Source organism: Paenarthrobacter sp. GQ52 (assembly GCF_059759005.1).
This window is the reverse complement of record NZ_JCAXEJ010000003.1, coordinates 39842-55575: the sequence shown is the minus strand read 5'-3', so window position 1 is coordinate 55575 and position 15734 is coordinate 39842. Positions and strand designations below refer to the sequence as shown.

The 15734-nt window shown below is 63.6% G+C and carries 16 protein-coding genes; 8 read left to right on the top strand and 8 right to left on the bottom strand.

Annotated features, from left to right (window positions below):
• Window positions 1-105 precede the first annotated feature (105 nt).
• A complete protein-coding gene (locus AC6CH8_RS05750) occupies window positions 106-852 on the bottom strand; it encodes an IclR family transcriptional regulator (protein ID WP_370628992.1) in 747 nt (248 codons plus the stop codon).
• Between the two features lie 129 nt (window positions 853-981).
• On the opposite strand from AC6CH8_RS05750, the gene AC6CH8_RS05745 reads away from it, so the two are divergent.
• A complete protein-coding gene (locus AC6CH8_RS05745) occupies window positions 982-2316 on the top strand; it encodes an MFS transporter (protein WP_091468291.1) in 1335 nt (444 codons plus the stop codon).
• Between the two features lie 96 nt (window positions 2317-2412).
• Here AC6CH8_RS05745 and AC6CH8_RS05740 read toward each other — a convergent pair whose 3' ends face one another.
• On the bottom strand, window positions 2413-3081 hold the full coding sequence (locus AC6CH8_RS05740; RefSeq protein WP_243836842.1) for a phosphoribosyltransferase: 669 nt from the start codon (window positions 3079-3081) through the stop codon (window positions 2413-2415).
• Between the two features lie 86 nt (window positions 3082-3167).
• Between AC6CH8_RS05740 and AC6CH8_RS05735 the strand changes: the two genes are divergently transcribed.
• Window positions 3168-3581 carry a winged helix DNA-binding protein gene (locus tag AC6CH8_RS05735; RefSeq protein WP_091468286.1) on the top strand — a complete coding sequence of 138 codons (414 nt, stop codon included), beginning with the start codon at window positions 3168-3170 and terminating at the stop codon, window positions 3579-3581.
• Between the two features lie 4 nt (window positions 3582-3585).
• On the opposite strand, the gene AC6CH8_RS05730 is transcribed toward AC6CH8_RS05735, so the two are convergent.
• The 5 genes from AC6CH8_RS05730 to AC6CH8_RS05710 all read right to left on the bottom strand — a co-directional run bounded on the left by AC6CH8_RS05730 (window position 3586) and on the right by AC6CH8_RS05710 (window position 8394).
• Window positions 3586-4416, bottom strand: coding sequence for an alpha/beta fold hydrolase (locus tag AC6CH8_RS05730; RefSeq protein WP_498189326.1), 831 nt, complete (start codon window positions 4414-4416; stop codon window positions 3586-3588).
• A gap of 1 nt (window position 4417) precedes the next feature.
• Window positions 4418-4747, bottom strand: coding sequence for a biotin/lipoyl-containing protein (locus AC6CH8_RS05725; RefSeq protein WP_017200407.1), 330 nt, complete (start codon window positions 4745-4747; stop codon window positions 4418-4420).
• Window positions 4740-5825, bottom strand: a complete 1086-nt coding sequence (locus AC6CH8_RS05720; protein WP_498189324.1) for an alpha-ketoacid dehydrogenase subunit beta — start codon at window positions 5823-5825, stop codon at window positions 4740-4742. Before AC6CH8_RS05720 ends, AC6CH8_RS05725 begins: the two co-directional genes overlap by 8 nt.
• Window positions 5818-6870: a thiamine pyrophosphate-dependent enzyme gene (locus tag AC6CH8_RS05715; protein WP_420178373.1), complete on the bottom strand. Its 1053-nt coding sequence runs from the start codon at window positions 6868-6870 to the stop codon at window positions 5818-5820. The genes AC6CH8_RS05720 and AC6CH8_RS05715 overlap by 8 nt, the downstream gene beginning before the upstream one ends.
• A 138-nt stretch (window positions 6871-7008) precedes the next feature.
• Window positions 7009-8394, bottom strand: coding sequence for an amino acid permease (locus AC6CH8_RS05710; protein WP_091468278.1), 1386 nt, complete (start codon window positions 8392-8394; stop codon window positions 7009-7011).
• A 174-nt stretch (window positions 8395-8568) separates the two neighbouring features.
• Between AC6CH8_RS05710 and AC6CH8_RS05705 the strand changes: the two genes are divergently transcribed.
• From AC6CH8_RS05705 to AC6CH8_RS05680, 6 genes are all read left to right on the top strand, one after another.
• Window positions 8569-9042 carry an Lrp/AsnC family transcriptional regulator gene (locus tag AC6CH8_RS05705; protein ID WP_420178371.1) on the top strand — a complete coding sequence of 158 codons (474 nt, stop codon included), beginning with the start codon at window positions 8569-8571 and terminating at the stop codon, window positions 9040-9042.
• Window positions 9043-9152: 110 nt separating this feature from the next.
• Window positions 9153-9872: an NUDIX hydrolase gene (locus AC6CH8_RS05700; protein WP_498189320.1), complete on the top strand. Its 720-nt coding sequence runs from the start codon at window positions 9153-9155 to the stop codon at window positions 9870-9872.
• On the top strand, window positions 9869-11176 hold the full coding sequence (nadA, locus tag AC6CH8_RS05695; RefSeq protein ID WP_498189318.1) for a quinolinate synthase NadA: 1308 nt from the start codon (window positions 9869-9871) through the stop codon (window positions 11174-11176). The genes AC6CH8_RS05700 and nadA overlap by 4 nt, the downstream gene beginning before the upstream one ends.
• Window positions 11177-11233: 57 nt before the next feature.
• A complete protein-coding gene (locus tag AC6CH8_RS05690; RefSeq protein ID WP_498189316.1) occupies window positions 11234-13153 on the top strand; it encodes an L-aspartate oxidase in 1920 nt (639 codons plus the stop codon).
• Window positions 13146-14024 carry a carboxylating nicotinate-nucleotide diphosphorylase gene (gene nadC / locus AC6CH8_RS05685; RefSeq protein WP_498189314.1) on the top strand — a complete coding sequence of 293 codons (879 nt, stop codon included), beginning with the start codon at window positions 13146-13148 and terminating at the stop codon, window positions 14022-14024. Before AC6CH8_RS05690 ends, nadC begins: the two co-directional genes overlap by 8 nt.
• Before the next feature lie 13 nt (window positions 14025-14037).
• Window positions 14038-15204 carry a cysteine desulfurase family protein gene (locus AC6CH8_RS05680; RefSeq protein WP_498189312.1) on the top strand — a complete coding sequence of 389 codons (1167 nt, stop codon included), beginning with the start codon at window positions 14038-14040 and terminating at the stop codon, window positions 15202-15204.
• 18 nt (window positions 15205-15222) lie between these two features.
• On the opposite strand, the gene AC6CH8_RS05675 is transcribed toward AC6CH8_RS05680, so the two are convergent.
• Complete coding sequence (locus tag AC6CH8_RS05675) at window positions 15223-15708, bottom strand: GtrA family protein (protein ID WP_498189310.1); 486 nt, start codon at window positions 15706-15708, stop codon at window positions 15223-15225.
• Between the last annotated feature and the right edge of the window lie 26 nt (window positions 15709-15734).

Sequence of the window (15734 nt, the reverse complement as noted above, 5' to 3'; positions counted from 1 at the left end):
GACGGTGTGTCCGGTCCTTGTTCGAGTATTCGCTTTCCCCAGGCTGCCGTCTTGTGCTGTGGGGCACGTCGCTTGACCTGAAAGGAATGGTTCAACAAGAAGGTTTCAAGCCAGCTGGCTTTCGATCCGCGCAGCACTGGCGGCCAGCGCCTTGCCCACGGCGTCAGCGTCCTGGTCCAAGCGGATATAGACGACGGCGATCGCCGCCGGCCGGCCGCCAGGCACCCGGATGGGGGCAGCGATGGAGGACAGGCCGGCGATGACTTCGTCGTGGCTGGTTGCGTATCCCAGGCGACGGGCCTCGTGCGCTTCGGCGCGGTAGGGGTTTCCTGCTCCTACCTGCTGCCAGCGGTCCTCGGTCATGGTTGATTGGATGGCGATCCCGGGAGCGCCGGTGGCGATGGGGTGGCGGTTGCCCGGGTGCTGGGCGAGGGCGGCACCTGAGTGTCGCGGCTCAACGGTGACCAGGTTGATGCATTCCTGGTGGTCCCACACCGCCACGAATGCAGTCATGTGCAGTGTGTTCGCCAACTGGGTGAGCTCGGGTAGTGCTGCCGATTGCAGGTTCCGCGAGACTCCGCGGGCCAGGACCGACAGCCCGGGGCCAGGCTGCACGCGGCCGGAGTCGTCACGCACCAGCAGCGAATGGTCCTCCAGCGTCCGCAGAATTCGGTAGGCCACGGACCGATGGACGCCGAGGGCCTCCGTGAGTTCGGCGATGCTGAGGGGGCGTTCGGCTGCCGCCAGAATTTCCAGCGCACGGATTCCGCGGGAGAGCGTTTGCGACGGCGGAACCTGCGTTGCCGTTTCCGGCGGACCTTTGACGTCGCTGCGGGGATTCATGCGAACCATTCTATGGTGGCCGACACGACAGGGGTCTGTGCTTTGAGTCACAGGTTGTAGTATTCTTTCCTAACTGACCGTTCTGTCGGTTAATGCAAGTCCCGAGCCGACCAGTCACTCTCACCCCATGGAGTTCCAATGACCGAAACTTCCACTGTCGATTCACCGTCAGGGCCCAGCACCAAGCGCGAAGAGCGCCGGGTTCTGGCCGGGACGCTGGTGGGCACCACCATTGAGTGGTACGACTTCTTCATCTTTGCCCAGCTGACGGCCACGCTGTTGGCCCCGTTGTTCCTTTCGCCTTTGGAGAAGTCCAACCCGGGCGTCGCTCAGCTCCTGTCGTTCGCCACGATCGGCATCAGCTTCTTGTTCAGGCCTCTGGGTGCGTTCGTAGCCGGGCACCTCGGTGACCGCCTCGGCCGCAAGGCCGTGCTGGTTATGACGTTGGTCATGATGGGTGCTGCCACCGCGTTGATCGGGATGCTGCCCACCTACGCCACCATCGGCGTCTGGGCTCCTATCCTGCTGATCACCCTGCGCGTTGTCCAAGGATTCTCGGCCGGCGGCGAATGGGGTGGTGCTGCGCTGATGGCTGTGGAGCACGCGCCCCTCAAAAAGCGCGGACTTTTCGGCGCCTACCCGCAGATCGGTGTTCCGATCGGCATGATCCTGGCCACCGGGCTGTTGTTCCTGCTGCAGTCGGGCATGTCCAAGGAAGATTTCGCGTCTTGGGGATGGCGCGTTCCGTTCCTGCTGTCCGTGGTCCTCATTGTGGTGGGCTACCTGATTCGACGCGCAGTTGGCGAAAGCCCTGTCTTCAAGGAGATCGCTCAGCGAAAGGCTGAAAGCAAGGCACCCTTGGGCGAACTGTTCCGGAAGAACAAGAAGGAAGTAGTCCTGGCCGCGCTGATCTTCATCGCCAACAACGCCGCTGGTTACTTGTTGATTGCCTTCTTCATCTCCTACGCCACACGTACGTTGAAGATGCCCACGCCCCAGGTTTTGCTGGCCACCACCATCGCGTCCTTCGGCTGGCTCATCTTCACTATGGTGGGCGGCTGGTTGTCGGACAAGATAGGCCGCGTCAAGACTTTCCTCATCGGCTACGGCCTGGTCTTTGCCTGGATGATTCCGATGTTCGTGCTGATCGATTCCAAGGACATCGTGCTCTACGGAACCGCATTGTTCGTCCTCACCATTGGGTTGGGTCTGTCCTACGGTCCGATGTCTGCCATGTATGCCGAAATGTTCCCGGCGCAGGTCCGCTATTCGGGAATTTCCATCGGGTACGCGTTGGGTGCAATTCTGGGCGGCGCTTTCGCTCCGCTCATTGCCCAAGCACTCCTGGACACCACCAAGTGGTCCGGCTCAGTAGGCATCTACATCATGGTGCTGTGCGTCATCTCTGCCATAGGCGTGATCCTGGCCAAGGAAACCCGCGGCCGGCCGTTGGGCTACAGCGTCCATCACTAGACGCTCCAACAGAGTCCAAAAAGACGGGCGCGGTCGAGGGGACCGCGCCCGTCTTTGCGTCCATGCGGGACTCTTCGCGTTTATGGACGACGGCGACTACTTGCGGCCGCTGGCCTCTGCAGCTTCAAGTTGACCTACGACGTCGTCGTCCGACAACTGCTCGAAGCGTTCGTAGAAGGCGCCAACAGCATGGAACTTTCCGGGCGTGTGCAATGCCATCACAAAGTCGCAAACCCGACCCAGCGACGTCGAGGCTTCCAGCGAGGCAACCGGTACCGCGGCGACGATGGTGCTGGCACCGCCCGCCCGGACCGCCTCCACGGCTGCCCGCATGGTGGCTCCCGTAGCCAGTCCGTCGTCGGCCAGCACCACAGTCTTCCCCCGGAGATCGTGGCCGATACCCGGGTAGCGGTTGGCGCGTCGGATAAGTTCGGCACGCTCATGCGCTTCCACTGCATCCAAGGCGGACTGGGAAATGCCGTGGGCGAGGACGAGCTCCTTCAGGGGCCTGTTGACGATCCGCAGGACGTCCCCCCGGGACCAAGCCAATGCCCCGAAAGCGGTCTCGTCACGCCCCGGAATGCCCAGCTTGCGGACCAGCACAGCGCCAAACGGCAAGTACAGTTCTGCAGCTGCGGCTGCGGCTACCGGGACCCCGCCACGGGCCAGGCCAAGGACGATGGTATCCGGCCGTTCCCTCAGCTGGGGCAGTCCTTCAGCCAGGCGTCGACCGGCTTCCGCGCGGTCCTTGAAACGCATGCCCATCTGCTCCACTTCCACGTAATTCGTTGCACTCCCAAGCCTACCGTCCAGACCTTGCCCGGTGGCGCCCCCGCTGAAAGCATGGCCTTGTGAACAAGCCCATCGGATATTGGATCAAAAGGCTGGACGCCGCATTGGAAGTCCAGCTGGACGCCACCTTGGCCAGGATCAAGCTCACTAAGCGCCAATGGCACACCTTGGGCACTCTTTCGGAGGGTGCCCTGCTGCCTGATCAGCTGGAGGACATCCTCCAGCCGCTGTGGGGCGGCGACGTCCGGCTGCGCGAGCGGGAACTTGCAGCCTTGGTGGGGCGGGGAATGATCACCATGATCGATGACAGGCTGGCACTGAGCGAACGCGGTCGGGAAAAATACCACGAGGCCCAGCGGATGGTGGAAGATGCGCGTCAGGACCTGTCCATGGGCATCGGCATCGACGAGTACGCAATGGCCCTCAGCGTGCTGGAACGCATGAGCCTTAATGCTGAGCGGCTGGCCCGCTGACCTTCTATACCCCGAGGAATTCGACGGCGGCTTCCTTGAACGCCCGGCTGGTTATCACATTGGTATGGGTGCGCCCCGGAATCACCAGGGTCTCCACCATGCCTCCACGCTTGCCGGCGATCGAGGCCAACTCGGGCATGGTGGCCGCCCGTTCGTCTTTCTCCCCGGCTACGAGCAAGAGGGGCATGTGCGGGGCGGCCTCCGCGGGATCAAAGGGCTCGCCCTTGATGGCCTCTATGAGCGACAACATGGCGAACAGGTTGTTGCTAGGAAGCATCTGGGCCATCTTCAGCAGCCCGGCGGTGGAGGCGTCTTCAATAGGTGTGCCGTCTGCCAGGTGCCGCTGCGCAGCGACGAGGTCGAAAGCTGCCAACGGATCTGCTGAACTCGGCCCACCCAGGACAATGCGGTGAACCAGGTCCGGCTGGGTGGCGCCAAACTCCCAAGCCAGCCGCGATCCCAGCGAGTAGCCGATGACGTCCAGTCCCGTGGACGGGTCGCCGTCGCGCAAGGGCCGCGCGCCGGCGTCGGTCACTATTTGGAGAAGGTCAGCGCGGATGCGGCTGGGCGTGTACGAATCCAGGTCCTCGGGGGAGTGGCTCCGGCCGTGACCCGGAAGGTCCACAGTGATGACCCGGCGGCCGGCATCCTGAAGGGTGGTGATCCATCCGCTGTCCACCCAGTTCAGTTTCGTGGAAGAAGAGAAGCCGTGAATCAGCAGGACGGGGCGCAGGCCGGCGTCGGCGACCGGCTCGTGAACTTCCACGAACAACCCGGGGTCCGTTCCCTCTACCGTGTGCCTGTGCTGTTCCATGGTGTGCCTGCCGGTCATCATGTCAGTCCTCATCGAGTACGGCGCTCAGGCGGACCCGGCGCTTGGGTGCTTCGTCCTTCGGAACAGTGCCCACGATCCCGGCGGTGTCGTCCGGAACCTCGAACACAATCAGCGGTTCGCCAACGTTGATGGTGTCACCGGGCGCCCCGTGAATACGCACCACTTTACCCGCCTGCGGGCTCGGCAATTCGAGGGCCGATTTTGTGGTTTCGAGCTCCACGATCGGTTGGTTGCGTTCCACCTGCTGGCCGGGCTCCACGAGCCAGTCCAGCACGGTCGCCTCAATGAGGCCCTCGCCGAGGTCGGGGAGCGGGAAGGAAATTTCAGCCACGGCGGTACTCCAGTACGCGTTGGATCCCAAAGAGGATGCGGTCGATGTTGGGGATGTATTCGTCCTCCAGGTCTCCGGAGGGGTAGGGCACGTCGAAGCCGGTCACGCGTTCAACCGGCGCCTTGAGTGTGGCGAAGCAGCTCTGCGTGATGAGCTGGGCCACCTCCGCACCCAAACCCGAGGTCAGCGGCGCTTCATGGACGACGACGGCGCGGCGCGTCTTCCCGACGGACCTCGCCAGGGCTTCTTCGTCGATCGGTTTCAGCCAGCGCAGGTCCAGGACCTCGACGTCGATGCCGTCCTCGGCCGCCAGCTCGGCAACCTGCAGGCAGCGCGAGACCATGGCACCCCAGGCAACCAGGGTGAGGTGACGGCCTTCCCTGGCCACCCGGGCGCCGGTGAGGCTGCCGCCGTAGGGCGTGTCGCCGTCGTGGGCTGCCTCGCCGGGCACCGCGGTGGTGACGTCCACCGGCCCCTTTTGCCAGTAGCGCGATTTGGGCTCCATGAAGATCACCGGGTCCGGCCGGGTGGCAGCGTACTTCAGCAGGTGGTAGGCGTCGTGCGGGTTGGAGGGGGAGACCACCTTGAGCCCGGGAACGTGGGCGAAGAGCGCCTCCAGGCTCTCGCCGTGGTGTTCCGGTGCGCGAATGCCGCCGAAGCTGGGTACGCGCAAGGTGATGGGCATGGGCAGGGTGCCGCGGCTGCGGTAGTTCATCCTCGCGATTTGGCAGACGATCTGGTTGATGGCCGGGTAGGCGAAACCGTCGAACTGGACTTCCGGGATGGGGTGGAAGCCTGCCATTGCCAGGCCCACGGACATGCCGAGGATGCCGGACTCGGCAAGCGGGGTGTCGAAGACGCGTGCCTCGCCATGTTTCGCCTGGAGGCCGTCGGTGATGCGGAAGACGCCGCCCAGCTGTCCGCAGTCCTCGCCAAAGATGACGGCCTTGGGGTTCTCAGCCAGGATTTCGTCGAGTGCACGGTTGAGTGCTTGCTGCATGGACAGCTGTTGAACGCCGGCTGTGGCGGTTTCCGTGCTGTTGTCTTTTATTCGCAGATCGGTGATGGTCTCAGGCATGTTCTGACTCCTCGCGCCACGCGGTGGCCTGGGATTGAAGGGCTGGCGTTGGTTCCTGGAAGACCAGGCTGAACATTTCGGCGCCGGGCCTTGGGCCCAGGTCCGCTATGCCCGCCCGGACGGCCTCTTCTTCCTCTACGGCCAATCGTTGTGCATCCGCGAAGAAGGCCTCGTCGGCCACTCCTTCGGCGAGGAGGCGCTGCTTGAACCGCTCCAGCGGATCCTCGCCGGCGTCGAGGCGTTCCTCCTCCAGCGTGCGGTAGCGGCCGGGATCGTCCGCGGTGGAGTGCGGACCGCGGCGGTAGGTCATGGCCTCGATGACCACGGGTCCGTTGCCCGCACGGCAATGCGCGAAAGCAGAACGAGTGGCTTCGTAGACTGCCACGACGTCATTGCCGTCCACTTGCACGGACGGGATTCCGTACCCTGCGGCGCGAGCTGCGACGGAGCCTCCGGCAACTTGGCGTTCCGTAGGGACGGAGATGGCCCAGCCGTTGTTTTGGATGAAGAAGACCACAGGGGCTTTCATGACTGCGGCGAAGTTCATGGCTTCGTGGACGTCGCCCTGGGAGGAAGCTCCGTCGCCAAAGTACGTCATGGCTACGCCCGTTTCACCTGTGGCATGGCCGGCCAGGGTTTGGCCGTGGGCCCAACCCACAGCGTGCAGCACTGACCCTGCCACCACGGCCTGGATGGGTGCGAACCTGGATTCCAACGGGTTGTACATTCCGCCGTGCCATGTGGCCTTGTGTGTGGACATGTAGCCCACCATGTCCAGGCCCATCGCCCGTGCAACACCCATCTCGCGGTAGGTGGGGAAGACGAAGTCCCTGGTCCGGTCAACGGCGTAGCCGCTGCCCACCTGCGCGGCCTCCTGGCCGAGCTCCGGTGCGTAGCCCGGGATGATCCCTTGGCGCTGCCAAGCCACGGCCGAAGTGTCCAGGTGCCGGACGGCTGCCATCAGGGTGTACAGCTCACGTAGTTGCTGGTGGGTGAGCGGGGCCGCGTCATCATCGACGGCGGCCAGCACAGGATGTGTAGTCATGGCTGTGACCCTAGTCACCCAGCGGGGGTGTGCGCAATCAGCTCAGTTCAAACGAAACACTTTGTACAATTTGGGTACATAAAGAAGCCCTGCACAGTACAAACTGTGCAGGGCTTTCTTGCGGTGATGAGCAGTTGGTTACTCGACGGATGTGGAGTGTTTGGCGGCCTTTGACTTGGCGTTGATGAAGCAACCGGCGGCTATGACCAGGATCAAAATGAATGTTCCGATCAGCTGTCCGGCACTTTCCGGGTTGGCGAAGCCCACCACCAGGATCAGGCCCAGCAGGACGAGGCCGACGATGGTGAGGAAGGGGAATCCCTTCATGCGCAGCGGCAGCTCTGTGCCGTCCCGATCCGCCCTGCGGCGCAGGATAAATTGCGACACCAGCGCCGTACCCCAGACCACCAGGCAAGTGGAGCCCACAAGGTTCAGCAAGGCGGGCAGGATTTTTTCCGGGAACAGCAGTTCAAGGACCGTTGCGATGAAGCCGAAGGCAACCGAAATTCCGACGGCGGCAACGGGAACCTTTGAGCCGCTGAGGCGGGACAGGAAGCGGGGAGCTTCCCCCCGCTCTGAAAGGGAGAAAATCATGCGGGAGGCGCCGTAGAGATTGGCGTTGAGCGCGGACAGCAGGGCAACGACAGCCACCAGGGTGATGGCTGCGCCGGCGCCGGGGATTCCCGCGAGGTCCAGCACGCCGGCGAACGGGGACTTCAGGCCCTCCGAGCCCACGGGGAGAACGGCTGCGATGACAAACACGGAGCCGATGTAGAAGACCAGGATGCGCCAGACCACCGTGCGGATGGCCTTGCCAACGCTATGGGCAGGGTTCTCTGTTTCGGCAGCAGCAACGCTGACGATCTCGGTTCCACCGAACGCGAAGATCACGACGAACAGGGCGGCGGCGATGCCACCGATGCCGTTGGGTGCAAAGTCGCCAAAAGCTGAGAATCCGGGGGAGGGGACGTTCGGGAGCCAACCGAACAGCAGGGCTGCGCCGATCAGCAGGAAGATGACGATTGCTGCCACCTTGAGGATGGCGAACCAGAATTCGAACTCGCCGAAGTTGCGGACGCCCACCAGGTTGATTCCGGTGAAGACCACCATGAAGACCAGTGCAAGGACCCAAACGGGGATGACCGGCCAGATGGAGAACAGGAGTCCGGCTGCGCCGATGGCTTCGGCGGCAATGACCACCACCAGCTGGAGCCACCACAGCCAGCCGATGGTTCCGCCGGCGGTCTTGCCCATGGCTTTCTCCGCGTATACGGAGAACGCGCCGCTGTTCGGGTTGGCGGCTGCCATCTCGCCGAGGGCCCACATGACCAGGATGATCAGCGTCCCGGCCACGAGGTAGGAAATAAGCACTGCCGGGCCGGCGGCCTGAACGCCCGCTCCGGAGCCGAGGAAGAGGCCTGCGCCGATCGCACTTCCGAGCCCCATCATGGTGAGCTGGCGCGGTTTGAGTGAATGGCCGAGGCCGGATGTTGGGGCAGGAGCCGCGATGGACTTCGTTGTCATACGTGTCTACCTTCTATGGATTACATGCTGGTTTGGCGTGCTGGCCTCATGGGCTTGGCACGCAGGCGTCGACGACGCAGCAAGAGCCGTGGAATAATTCTCGCAGTTTGTAAGATACATCACTTTTTGTTTTAGCGATGTGATGGGTACGGATCCCCGGGGACAGGAACTTTGATGCTGGTCGATGCGCTTGATGCAAAAATTGTACGTTTCTTCACCGATTCACCGCGATCCTCAGTGCTGGAGGCCTCCCGCGTGCTCAAGGTTGCCCGGGCAACGGTGCAGTCCAGGATCGACCGAATGATTGAGAACGGTGTTATTGGTTCCTGGGTTCCACAGCCTGATCCCGCCAATTTCGGTTTCCCGGTGGTGGCGTTCTGCTCGGTGACCATCACGCAGGAGATAGGCCACGACGCAATCATCGAAAGCCTGAGTGCCATCCCGGAGATTATTGAGGTCCACACAGTCACGGGAAACTCGGACCTCATGGTGAGGATCGCGGCGCGGTCCAACCCGGATATGCAGCGCGTCCTCGATGCCATGATCGCAACCAAATCGGTGGTCCGGTGCTCGTCGGTCATTGTCCTGAACAGCCACATCCAAGGTCGCACTTTGCCGCTGCTGGAAGCGGCCGTGAAGGCAGTGTGACGCAAGGCATTTTGCTAACAACCGGTCGAGTCGTACCATTAGTTCTAGTCAACATGACTTTAACTAACACTCCGCCTTGGTGGGAGCGTTTGGGACGGCGATGAAGCGAGGTGAACGCCGTGAACACCAGCTCAGCAAACGTCGCCGAGAGGCGGCTCGCGCCGCCGTCGTTGGCTATTTCTACGGTGATTTTCGCCCTCCGTCCCAGCGAGAAGTCCGGGCGCCCCACGCTGTGGCTGCCGCTGGTCCGCCGCATCCGCGAACCCTACAAAGACATGTGGGCCCTCCCCGGTGGGCCGTTGGCCCACGACGAATCGCTCCAGGACGCGGCTTCGCGGAACCTCCGCGAAACCACCGGCCTCGCGCCCCACTACCTGGAGCAGCTCTACGCGTTTGGAGGCCTCCACAGGTCACCCACCCAGCGGGTCGTCTCCATTGTGTACTGGGCTTTGGTTCAACCCACCGAAGCTGCCCTCGCCGACGAATCCGAGAATGTGCGCTGGTTCCGGGCAGACCGGCTAGGCGAACTGGCCTTTGACCACAACGCAATCGTTGACTACGCCCTCTGGCGGCTCCGCAACAAGATGGCGTACGGGTCCATCGCTTACCACCTGCTGGGAGAGTTCTTCACCCTCGCCCAGGTCCGCGAAGTCTACGAGGCCGTGCTGGACCGCCAGCTCGATCCCGCAAACTTCCGCAGGCACGTCAAGGCAACACCGGAAATCGAAGAAACCGGTGAATACCTCCAAGGCGGAAAACACCGCCCACCACGCCTCTACCGCTTTACCGGCACGCCCGGCCTCGGGCCAGATAACAGGAGTACACCATGAGCAGCGTCAACACTGCCGTCCAGCTGATCACTCGCGAGGAAGCCGAGAAGGGCCTCTCCCGCGCAGGGTCCACGTGCAGCCCGGCCTTGGCCAGGGGCCCATGGGAGTACGACCTTGCCGAGGTCCTCGCCGGCGAGCCCGCCTACGGCCCGGGAGCCTCAAGCGACGACGTTGCGCCCCAAGCCACGCCGCGCCAAGGCCAGCTTCCGGAAGAGTACAAGAAGGCCACCGACGCCGAACTTGACGCCCGCATCCGGGCCGCCAAGGCGACGCTCGGTGACCGCGCCGTAATTCTGGGCCACTTCTACCAGCGTGACGAAGTCATCCAGTACGCAGACTTCGTCGGCGACTCGTTCCAGCTCGCCAACGCAGCACTGACCAAGCCGGACGCGGAAGCCATCATCTTCTGTGGCGTGCACTTCATGGCCGAAACGGCAGACATCCTCTCAATGCCTGAACAGGCCGTGATCCTGCCGAACCTCGCTGCGGGTTGCTCCATGGCGGACATGGCGGACGAAGACTCCGTTGAGGAGTGCTGGGAGCAGTTGGAGGAAATATTCGGCACGGAGCCGGACGCATCAGGGCGTGTACCCGTCATCCCCGTCACGTACATGAACTCTTCCGCTGCGCTCAAGGCGTTCTGTGGGCGCAACGGTGGAATCGTCTGCACCTCGTCCAACGCCAAAGTGGTCCTGGAATGGGCCTTCGAGCGCGGTCAGCGGGTCCTGTTCTTCCCCGATCAGCACTTGGGCCGCAACACCGCCAAGGCACTGGGCGTCCCGCTGGAACAGATGCCCATGTGGAACCCGCGCAAGGAACTCGGCGGCAACGACGAACAAGCGCTCCTGGACTCCCGCGTCATCCTCTGGCATGGCTTCTGCTCAGTCCACAAGCGCTTCAACGTAGGCCAGATCGAAAAAGCCCGGCTGGACTTCCCTGGCGTCAACGTGATCGTCCACCCCGAGTGCCCCATGGAGGTAGTGGACGCCGCCGACTCCGCCGGTTCCACCGACTTCATCAAGAAGGCTATCGCTGCCGCAACTGAACCCACCACGTTCGCTATCGGCACCGAGATCAACATGGTGAACCGGCTCGCCGCCGAAAACCCGCAGCACACCATCTTCTGCCTCGATCCCGTCATCTGCCCGTGCTCCACCATGTACCGCATCCACCCCGGCTATCTCGCCTGGGTCCTTGAGGAGCTCGTGGAAGGACGCATTGTCAACCGGATCACTGTGGACGACTCCGTGCAGGAAAACGCCAAGATTGCGCTGGAGCGCATGCTGGCAGCCAAGCCGGCCTAAGCCAGTCGGCACACCCCATCTGGCACTTCACTCCGGACTAGCCGAATCGAGCCTCACATGACTACAGCGAGCGTTGCTGAAGGGCCTGCCCCCAAGCGGCTGATCGTCGTCGGAAGCGGAATTGCAGGACTGTACTCCGCGCTGCTTGCCGCGGAAGCCGGTGCGGAAGTGGTACTGCTGACCAAGGGTGCGCTCGCGGACAGCAACACCTACTACGCCCAGGGTGGGATCTCCGCCGTGCTGGACGAGCCAGCCCCCGGTGACACGGTGGCTGCGCACATCGCTGACACCCTCAAAGCCGGGGCAGGCCACTGCAACGAAGAATCAGTACGGGTGTTGTGCACCGAGGCGCGGCTGGACATTGCCGGGCTTGGACGGTTCGGCGTGCAGTTCGACCTCGACGACGACGGCGACCCCGCCTTGGGTCTCGAAGCCGCCCACTCGGCTCCGCGTATCCTGCACGCCGGCGGCGACGCCACCGGTGCGGGAGTGGCGGCAGCGCTGATCAGGACAGTCCTGGATTTCCAAGCCGCGGGCAGGATCCAAGTCATCGGGCACGCCCAGGTCACCTCGCTCTCGTTGGGCGGACCGCAGGGTAGCCGCGTGGTGGGAGCCAATTTCCTCCACGACGGACGCCACCTCGGCGTCCACGGCGACTCCGTCCTCCTCGCCACGGGCGGAGCCGGACAGCTTTTCGCCCAAACCACCAACCCGGCGGTTGCCACAGCAGATGGTTTGGCGCTCGCATGGCGTGTTGGAGCCGCGGTTGCAGACCTCGAGTTCTTCCAGTTCCACCCAACATGCATGGTGCTCCCGGCAGCGGCCAGGGAAGCAGAAGGGAACAACGACCCCCTGCTCATCTCTGAAGCAGTGCGTGGCGAAGGGGCCATCCTGGTCGATGCCACCGGGCTCCGGTTCATGCCCGACTACCATCCTGACGCAGAACTCGCGCCACGGGACGTCGTCTCCCGCAGCATCGCCCTGCACCTGGCAAAACTCGGCGACCCCAACGGCCACGTCTTCCTCGACGCCACCGTGATCGAAGAACAGCGAGGCCAAGGCTTCCTGGCCAAGCGCTTCCCCACCCTCAGCAAGCGGACACGCCAGGCCGGCGTCGACTGGACCCGGCAACTTGTTCCCGTTGCACCAGCGGCCCACTACTGGATGGGCGGGGTGGTGACCGACCTGTACGGCCGCACGTCTGTTCCTGGTTTGCTCGCTGCCGGCGAAGTCGCTTGCACCGGTGTACAAGGTGCCAACCGGCTGGCCAGCAACTCCCTGCTCGAAGGCCTCGTGTTCGGGCGCAGGGCTGTTGAGGGGTTCCTCGGGTCGACTAACGGAGTCCCTCTGCGTGCTAACTCGGCCGCGGGCGGCCTCGCTTTTACGCACGCTGCCGGGACCCCGCCAGCCGACCAACAAGACGCCAGCTCTCACGCGACAACGGCGCTGTCGGGACCTCTGGAACTACCGGTTGTTGACCGCGCCCGTCCGCTGTCGGGGCCTTCGGCGCCGCTGCTGGAAAGTGTTACCTCCACCCACTCGCCGGACGCTTGGGAGTTGGAGTTGGATCCGGTGCCTGCTCCGGTTTCCTGGGAGTTTGAGTCTTTGCCGGGGCCGGGTGCTCTTGAGACGTCGCTTGGGCAGGCGGGGGCGTTTTCGCGGGGGGCTTTGCGGCGTTTGATGACTGCGAGGGCCGGGGTTTTGCGTGATGGCGGATTGCTTCGAGAGGCCGGCGTGGCATTGTCTGCGTGGGCGGGGGATGTTCTGCCGTTGAATGTTCCGGATTCCCTTGATGTCCGGGAGCATGAGGACGCCAATCTGCTGTTGGCGGCCCAGTTGCTCGTCCACGCGGCCCGGGAGCGGCGGGAGTCGCTGGGAGCGCATTACCGCAATGACAGCGTGAGGGAACCAGCCGCCGTCGAGGAATTTGATAAGCGTTACACCATGAGCCGGAAAGCGAGCCTCGTCAATGACTAACCTGACCCTCCCCGCAGCCCCCGTCCGGGACATCCTGGAACGGGCATTCGCGGAGGACGCACCCAGCGGCGACATCACCTCGCAACTACTGATCCCTGCCGATGCCCGGGCCACCGCCGTGCTGAACGCGCGCGTCCCCGGAGTTTTCAGCGGCGGTACCGTTTTCCGCGACGCCATGAAGCTTGTGGACCCGGACACCGAGGTGGAGCTACTGCTCGCTGACGGTGAAGCGTTCGACGCCGGAACCCACCTGGCGCGGGTCAGTGGCAGGGCCCGCTCAGTGCTGCTTGCCGAAAGGGTGGGCCTGAACCTGGTGCAGCGGATGAGTGCCATCGCCACCAAGACCGCAGAATTCGTAAAGCTCGTGGAAGGGACGCGTGCGCGGATCACTGATACCCGCAAGACCACGCCCGGCCTTCGTGTCCTGGAACGTTACGCCGTGCGCTGCGGTGGGGGAGCGAACCACCGCTACAGCCTTTCAGATGCCGTTCTGGCCAAGGACAACCACCTGGCCGTCATGACCGGAGGCGACTCCAGCAAGCTGACCGAATTGCTGGTTGCCGCCAAAGCCCAGCTGGGCCACACCACCCACTTCGAAGTTGAAGTGGACAGGGCCGAGCAGATTGAACCGGTGCTGGCGGCCGGTGTGGACACCATCATGCTGGACAACTTCTCCGTCGACGAGCTCCGGGCCGGTGTCAAGCAGGTGGACGGGCGGGCTATCGTGGAAGCGAGCGGCAACGTGAACATCAACACTGTCACCGAAATCGCTTCGACGGGAGTGGACGTCATCTCCATCGGAGGCCTGACGCACAGCGTAAGCGCGCTCGACCTCGGCCTCGACATCGAACTCAAAGCCACACAGGACTGAAGGCGTTTCCGCCATGATCTTCCTTGATGCCGCAGCCACCACTCCGGTCCGCCGCGAGGCTCTCGAAGCCATGTGGCCTTATCTGAGCGGCGAGTTCGGCAACCCGTCCAGCCATCACAGCCTGGGCGAAGCGGCAGCAGCTGCGCTCGCAGGGGCCCGTTCCGGCGTCGCGAAGGTCCTGAACTGCCGTGCCGGCGAGGTGACCTTCACCTCCGGAGGCACGGAAGCGGACAATCTTGCCGTGAAGGGCATTGCTCTGGCCCGTCAGGCGGCCGACCCTTCGCTGAACAGGGTGGTCATCAGCGCAATCGAGCATCCCGCGGTGGAAGAGTCGGCCCGCTACCTGGAACGAGTGCACGGGTTCGCCGTGGATGTGCTTGCGGTCGATGGAGAAGGTCTGGTGTCGATCGACGACCTGCGGGCGGCAATAAGGCCCGAAACGGCGTTGGTGAGCATCATGTACGCGAACAATGAGATCGGAACCATCCAGCCGATCGCTGCCTTGGCGACAGTGTCACGGGAACACGGCGTGCCTTTCCATACTGACGCGGTGCAGGCCGCCGGATGGTTGCCGCTGGACGTCAAATCGCTTGGCGTCGATGCATTGAGTATTTCCGGACACAAACTTGGTGCGCCCAAAGGATCCGGCGTCCTGTTCACCAAGGGGCGTCTCCGCGTAGAACCACTGGTTCACGGTGGCGGCCAGGAGAGGGCAAGGCGCTCGGGCACGGAGAACGTGGCTGGAGCTGTGGCACTGTCCACGGCACTAAGGCTCTCCCACGCGGAGCAACCCGAACAGGCTGCGCGGGTTTCCGCTCTGAGGAATCAGTTCATCGATCAGATCCTCGCCACCGTTCCGGACGCCTTGCTCACGGGGCACCGAAGCCAACGGCTGCCTTCAGTAGCCTCTTTCTGCTTCCCGGGCACCAGCGGCGAGTCGGTGCTGCTTGAGCTCGAGCGGCTTGGGGTGGTGTGTTCCAGTGGCTCGGCCTGCGCGGCAGGATCGGACGCGCCCTCGCCGGTGCTGCTTGCCCTCGGCATCGCCCCTGAAACGGCACAGACTGCGGTGCGTTTCAGCTTCACGTCAACTGTCACTGACGCCGAACTGGAACAGGCAGCCGTTGCCGTGGAAACCGCCGTCGGACGTGTCCGGAATCTGGCGGCTCCGCAGCCAGGCTAAAACCCGCAGCCGGGCCGGCTATACGTGCCGGGCCCGCCGGAAAATCCAGTGCCGCAACAGGGTAAACCGAACGGCCGTGGCCACGAACCCGGACAATGTAGTGGTCCAGAGCTCCTCGGCCACCGTGGCTTCGGGCCGGAGGAGATGCAGCATGCCAAGGCTCCCCCCGGTGATGATCAGTGCAATGCCGATCACGATCACTCCACTCAGGTGATCCTGCGTGCGCTTCTTGCGGCCCGTGATCTTGAACGTCAGGCGGCGGTTCAGGGCCGTGTTCATCAGCGACGTCAGGATCAGTGCCACAGCGTTGGCCAGTTGGGGATCAATCCACGGACGCAGCAAGGCATAGATGGCCAGGGAACTCGCTGTGCAGACGACACCAACCCCGGTGAAGCGGATCAACTGCCGGACCACCGGGTACTTCAGGATGCCGCGATGCCGCTTGCGTGGGAGCTTAGGGGAGGGAGATGCGCGTAGCTCAGTGGCCCCCGCAGCTATCTCCATGAAGTTAAGCCTGACACACTATGCGG

Coding starts and splice junctions, on each gene's coding strand:
- AC6CH8_RS05705 (WP_420178371.1), top strand. CDS start 8,569: ATGCTGGTCGATGCGCTTGATGCAAAAATTGTACGTTTCTTCACCGAT.
- nadC (WP_498189314.1), top strand. CDS start 13,146: ATGACTAACCTGACCCTCCCCGCAGCCCCCGTCCGGGACATCCTGGAA.
- AC6CH8_RS05730 (WP_498189326.1), bottom strand. CDS start 4,416: ATGATGACCGGCAGGCACACCATGGAACAGCACAGGCACACGGTAGAG.
- AC6CH8_RS05715 (WP_420178373.1), bottom strand. CDS start 6,870: ATGACTACACATCCTGTGCTGGCCGCCGTCGATGATGACGCGGCCCCG.
- nadA (WP_498189318.1), top strand. CDS start 9,869: ATGAGCAGCGTCAACACTGCCGTCCAGCTGATCACTCGCGAGGAAGCC.
- AC6CH8_RS05740 (WP_243836842.1), bottom strand. CDS start 3,081: ATGGGCATGCGTTTCAAGGACCGCGCGGAAGCCGGTCGACGCCTGGCT.
- AC6CH8_RS05720 (WP_498189324.1), bottom strand. CDS start 5,825: ATGCCTGAGACCATCACCGATCTGCGAATAAAAGACAACAGCACGGAA.
- AC6CH8_RS05710 (WP_091468278.1), bottom strand. CDS start 8,394: ATGACAACGAAGTCCATCGCGGCTCCTGCCCCAACATCCGGCCTCGGC.
- AC6CH8_RS05745 (WP_091468291.1), top strand. CDS start 982: ATGACCGAAACTTCCACTGTCGATTCACCGTCAGGGCCCAGCACCAAG.
- AC6CH8_RS05675 (WP_498189310.1), bottom strand. CDS start 15,708: ATGGAGATAGCTGCGGGGGCCACTGAGCTACGCGCATCTCCCTCCCCT.
- AC6CH8_RS05680 (WP_498189312.1), top strand. CDS start 14,038: ATGATCTTCCTTGATGCCGCAGCCACCACTCCGGTCCGCCGCGAGGCT.
- AC6CH8_RS05750 (WP_370628992.1), bottom strand. CDS start 852: ATGGTTCGCATGAATCCCCGCAGCGACGTCAAAGGTCCGCCGGAAACG.
- AC6CH8_RS05690 (WP_498189316.1), top strand. CDS start 11,234: ATGACTACAGCGAGCGTTGCTGAAGGGCCTGCCCCCAAGCGGCTGATC.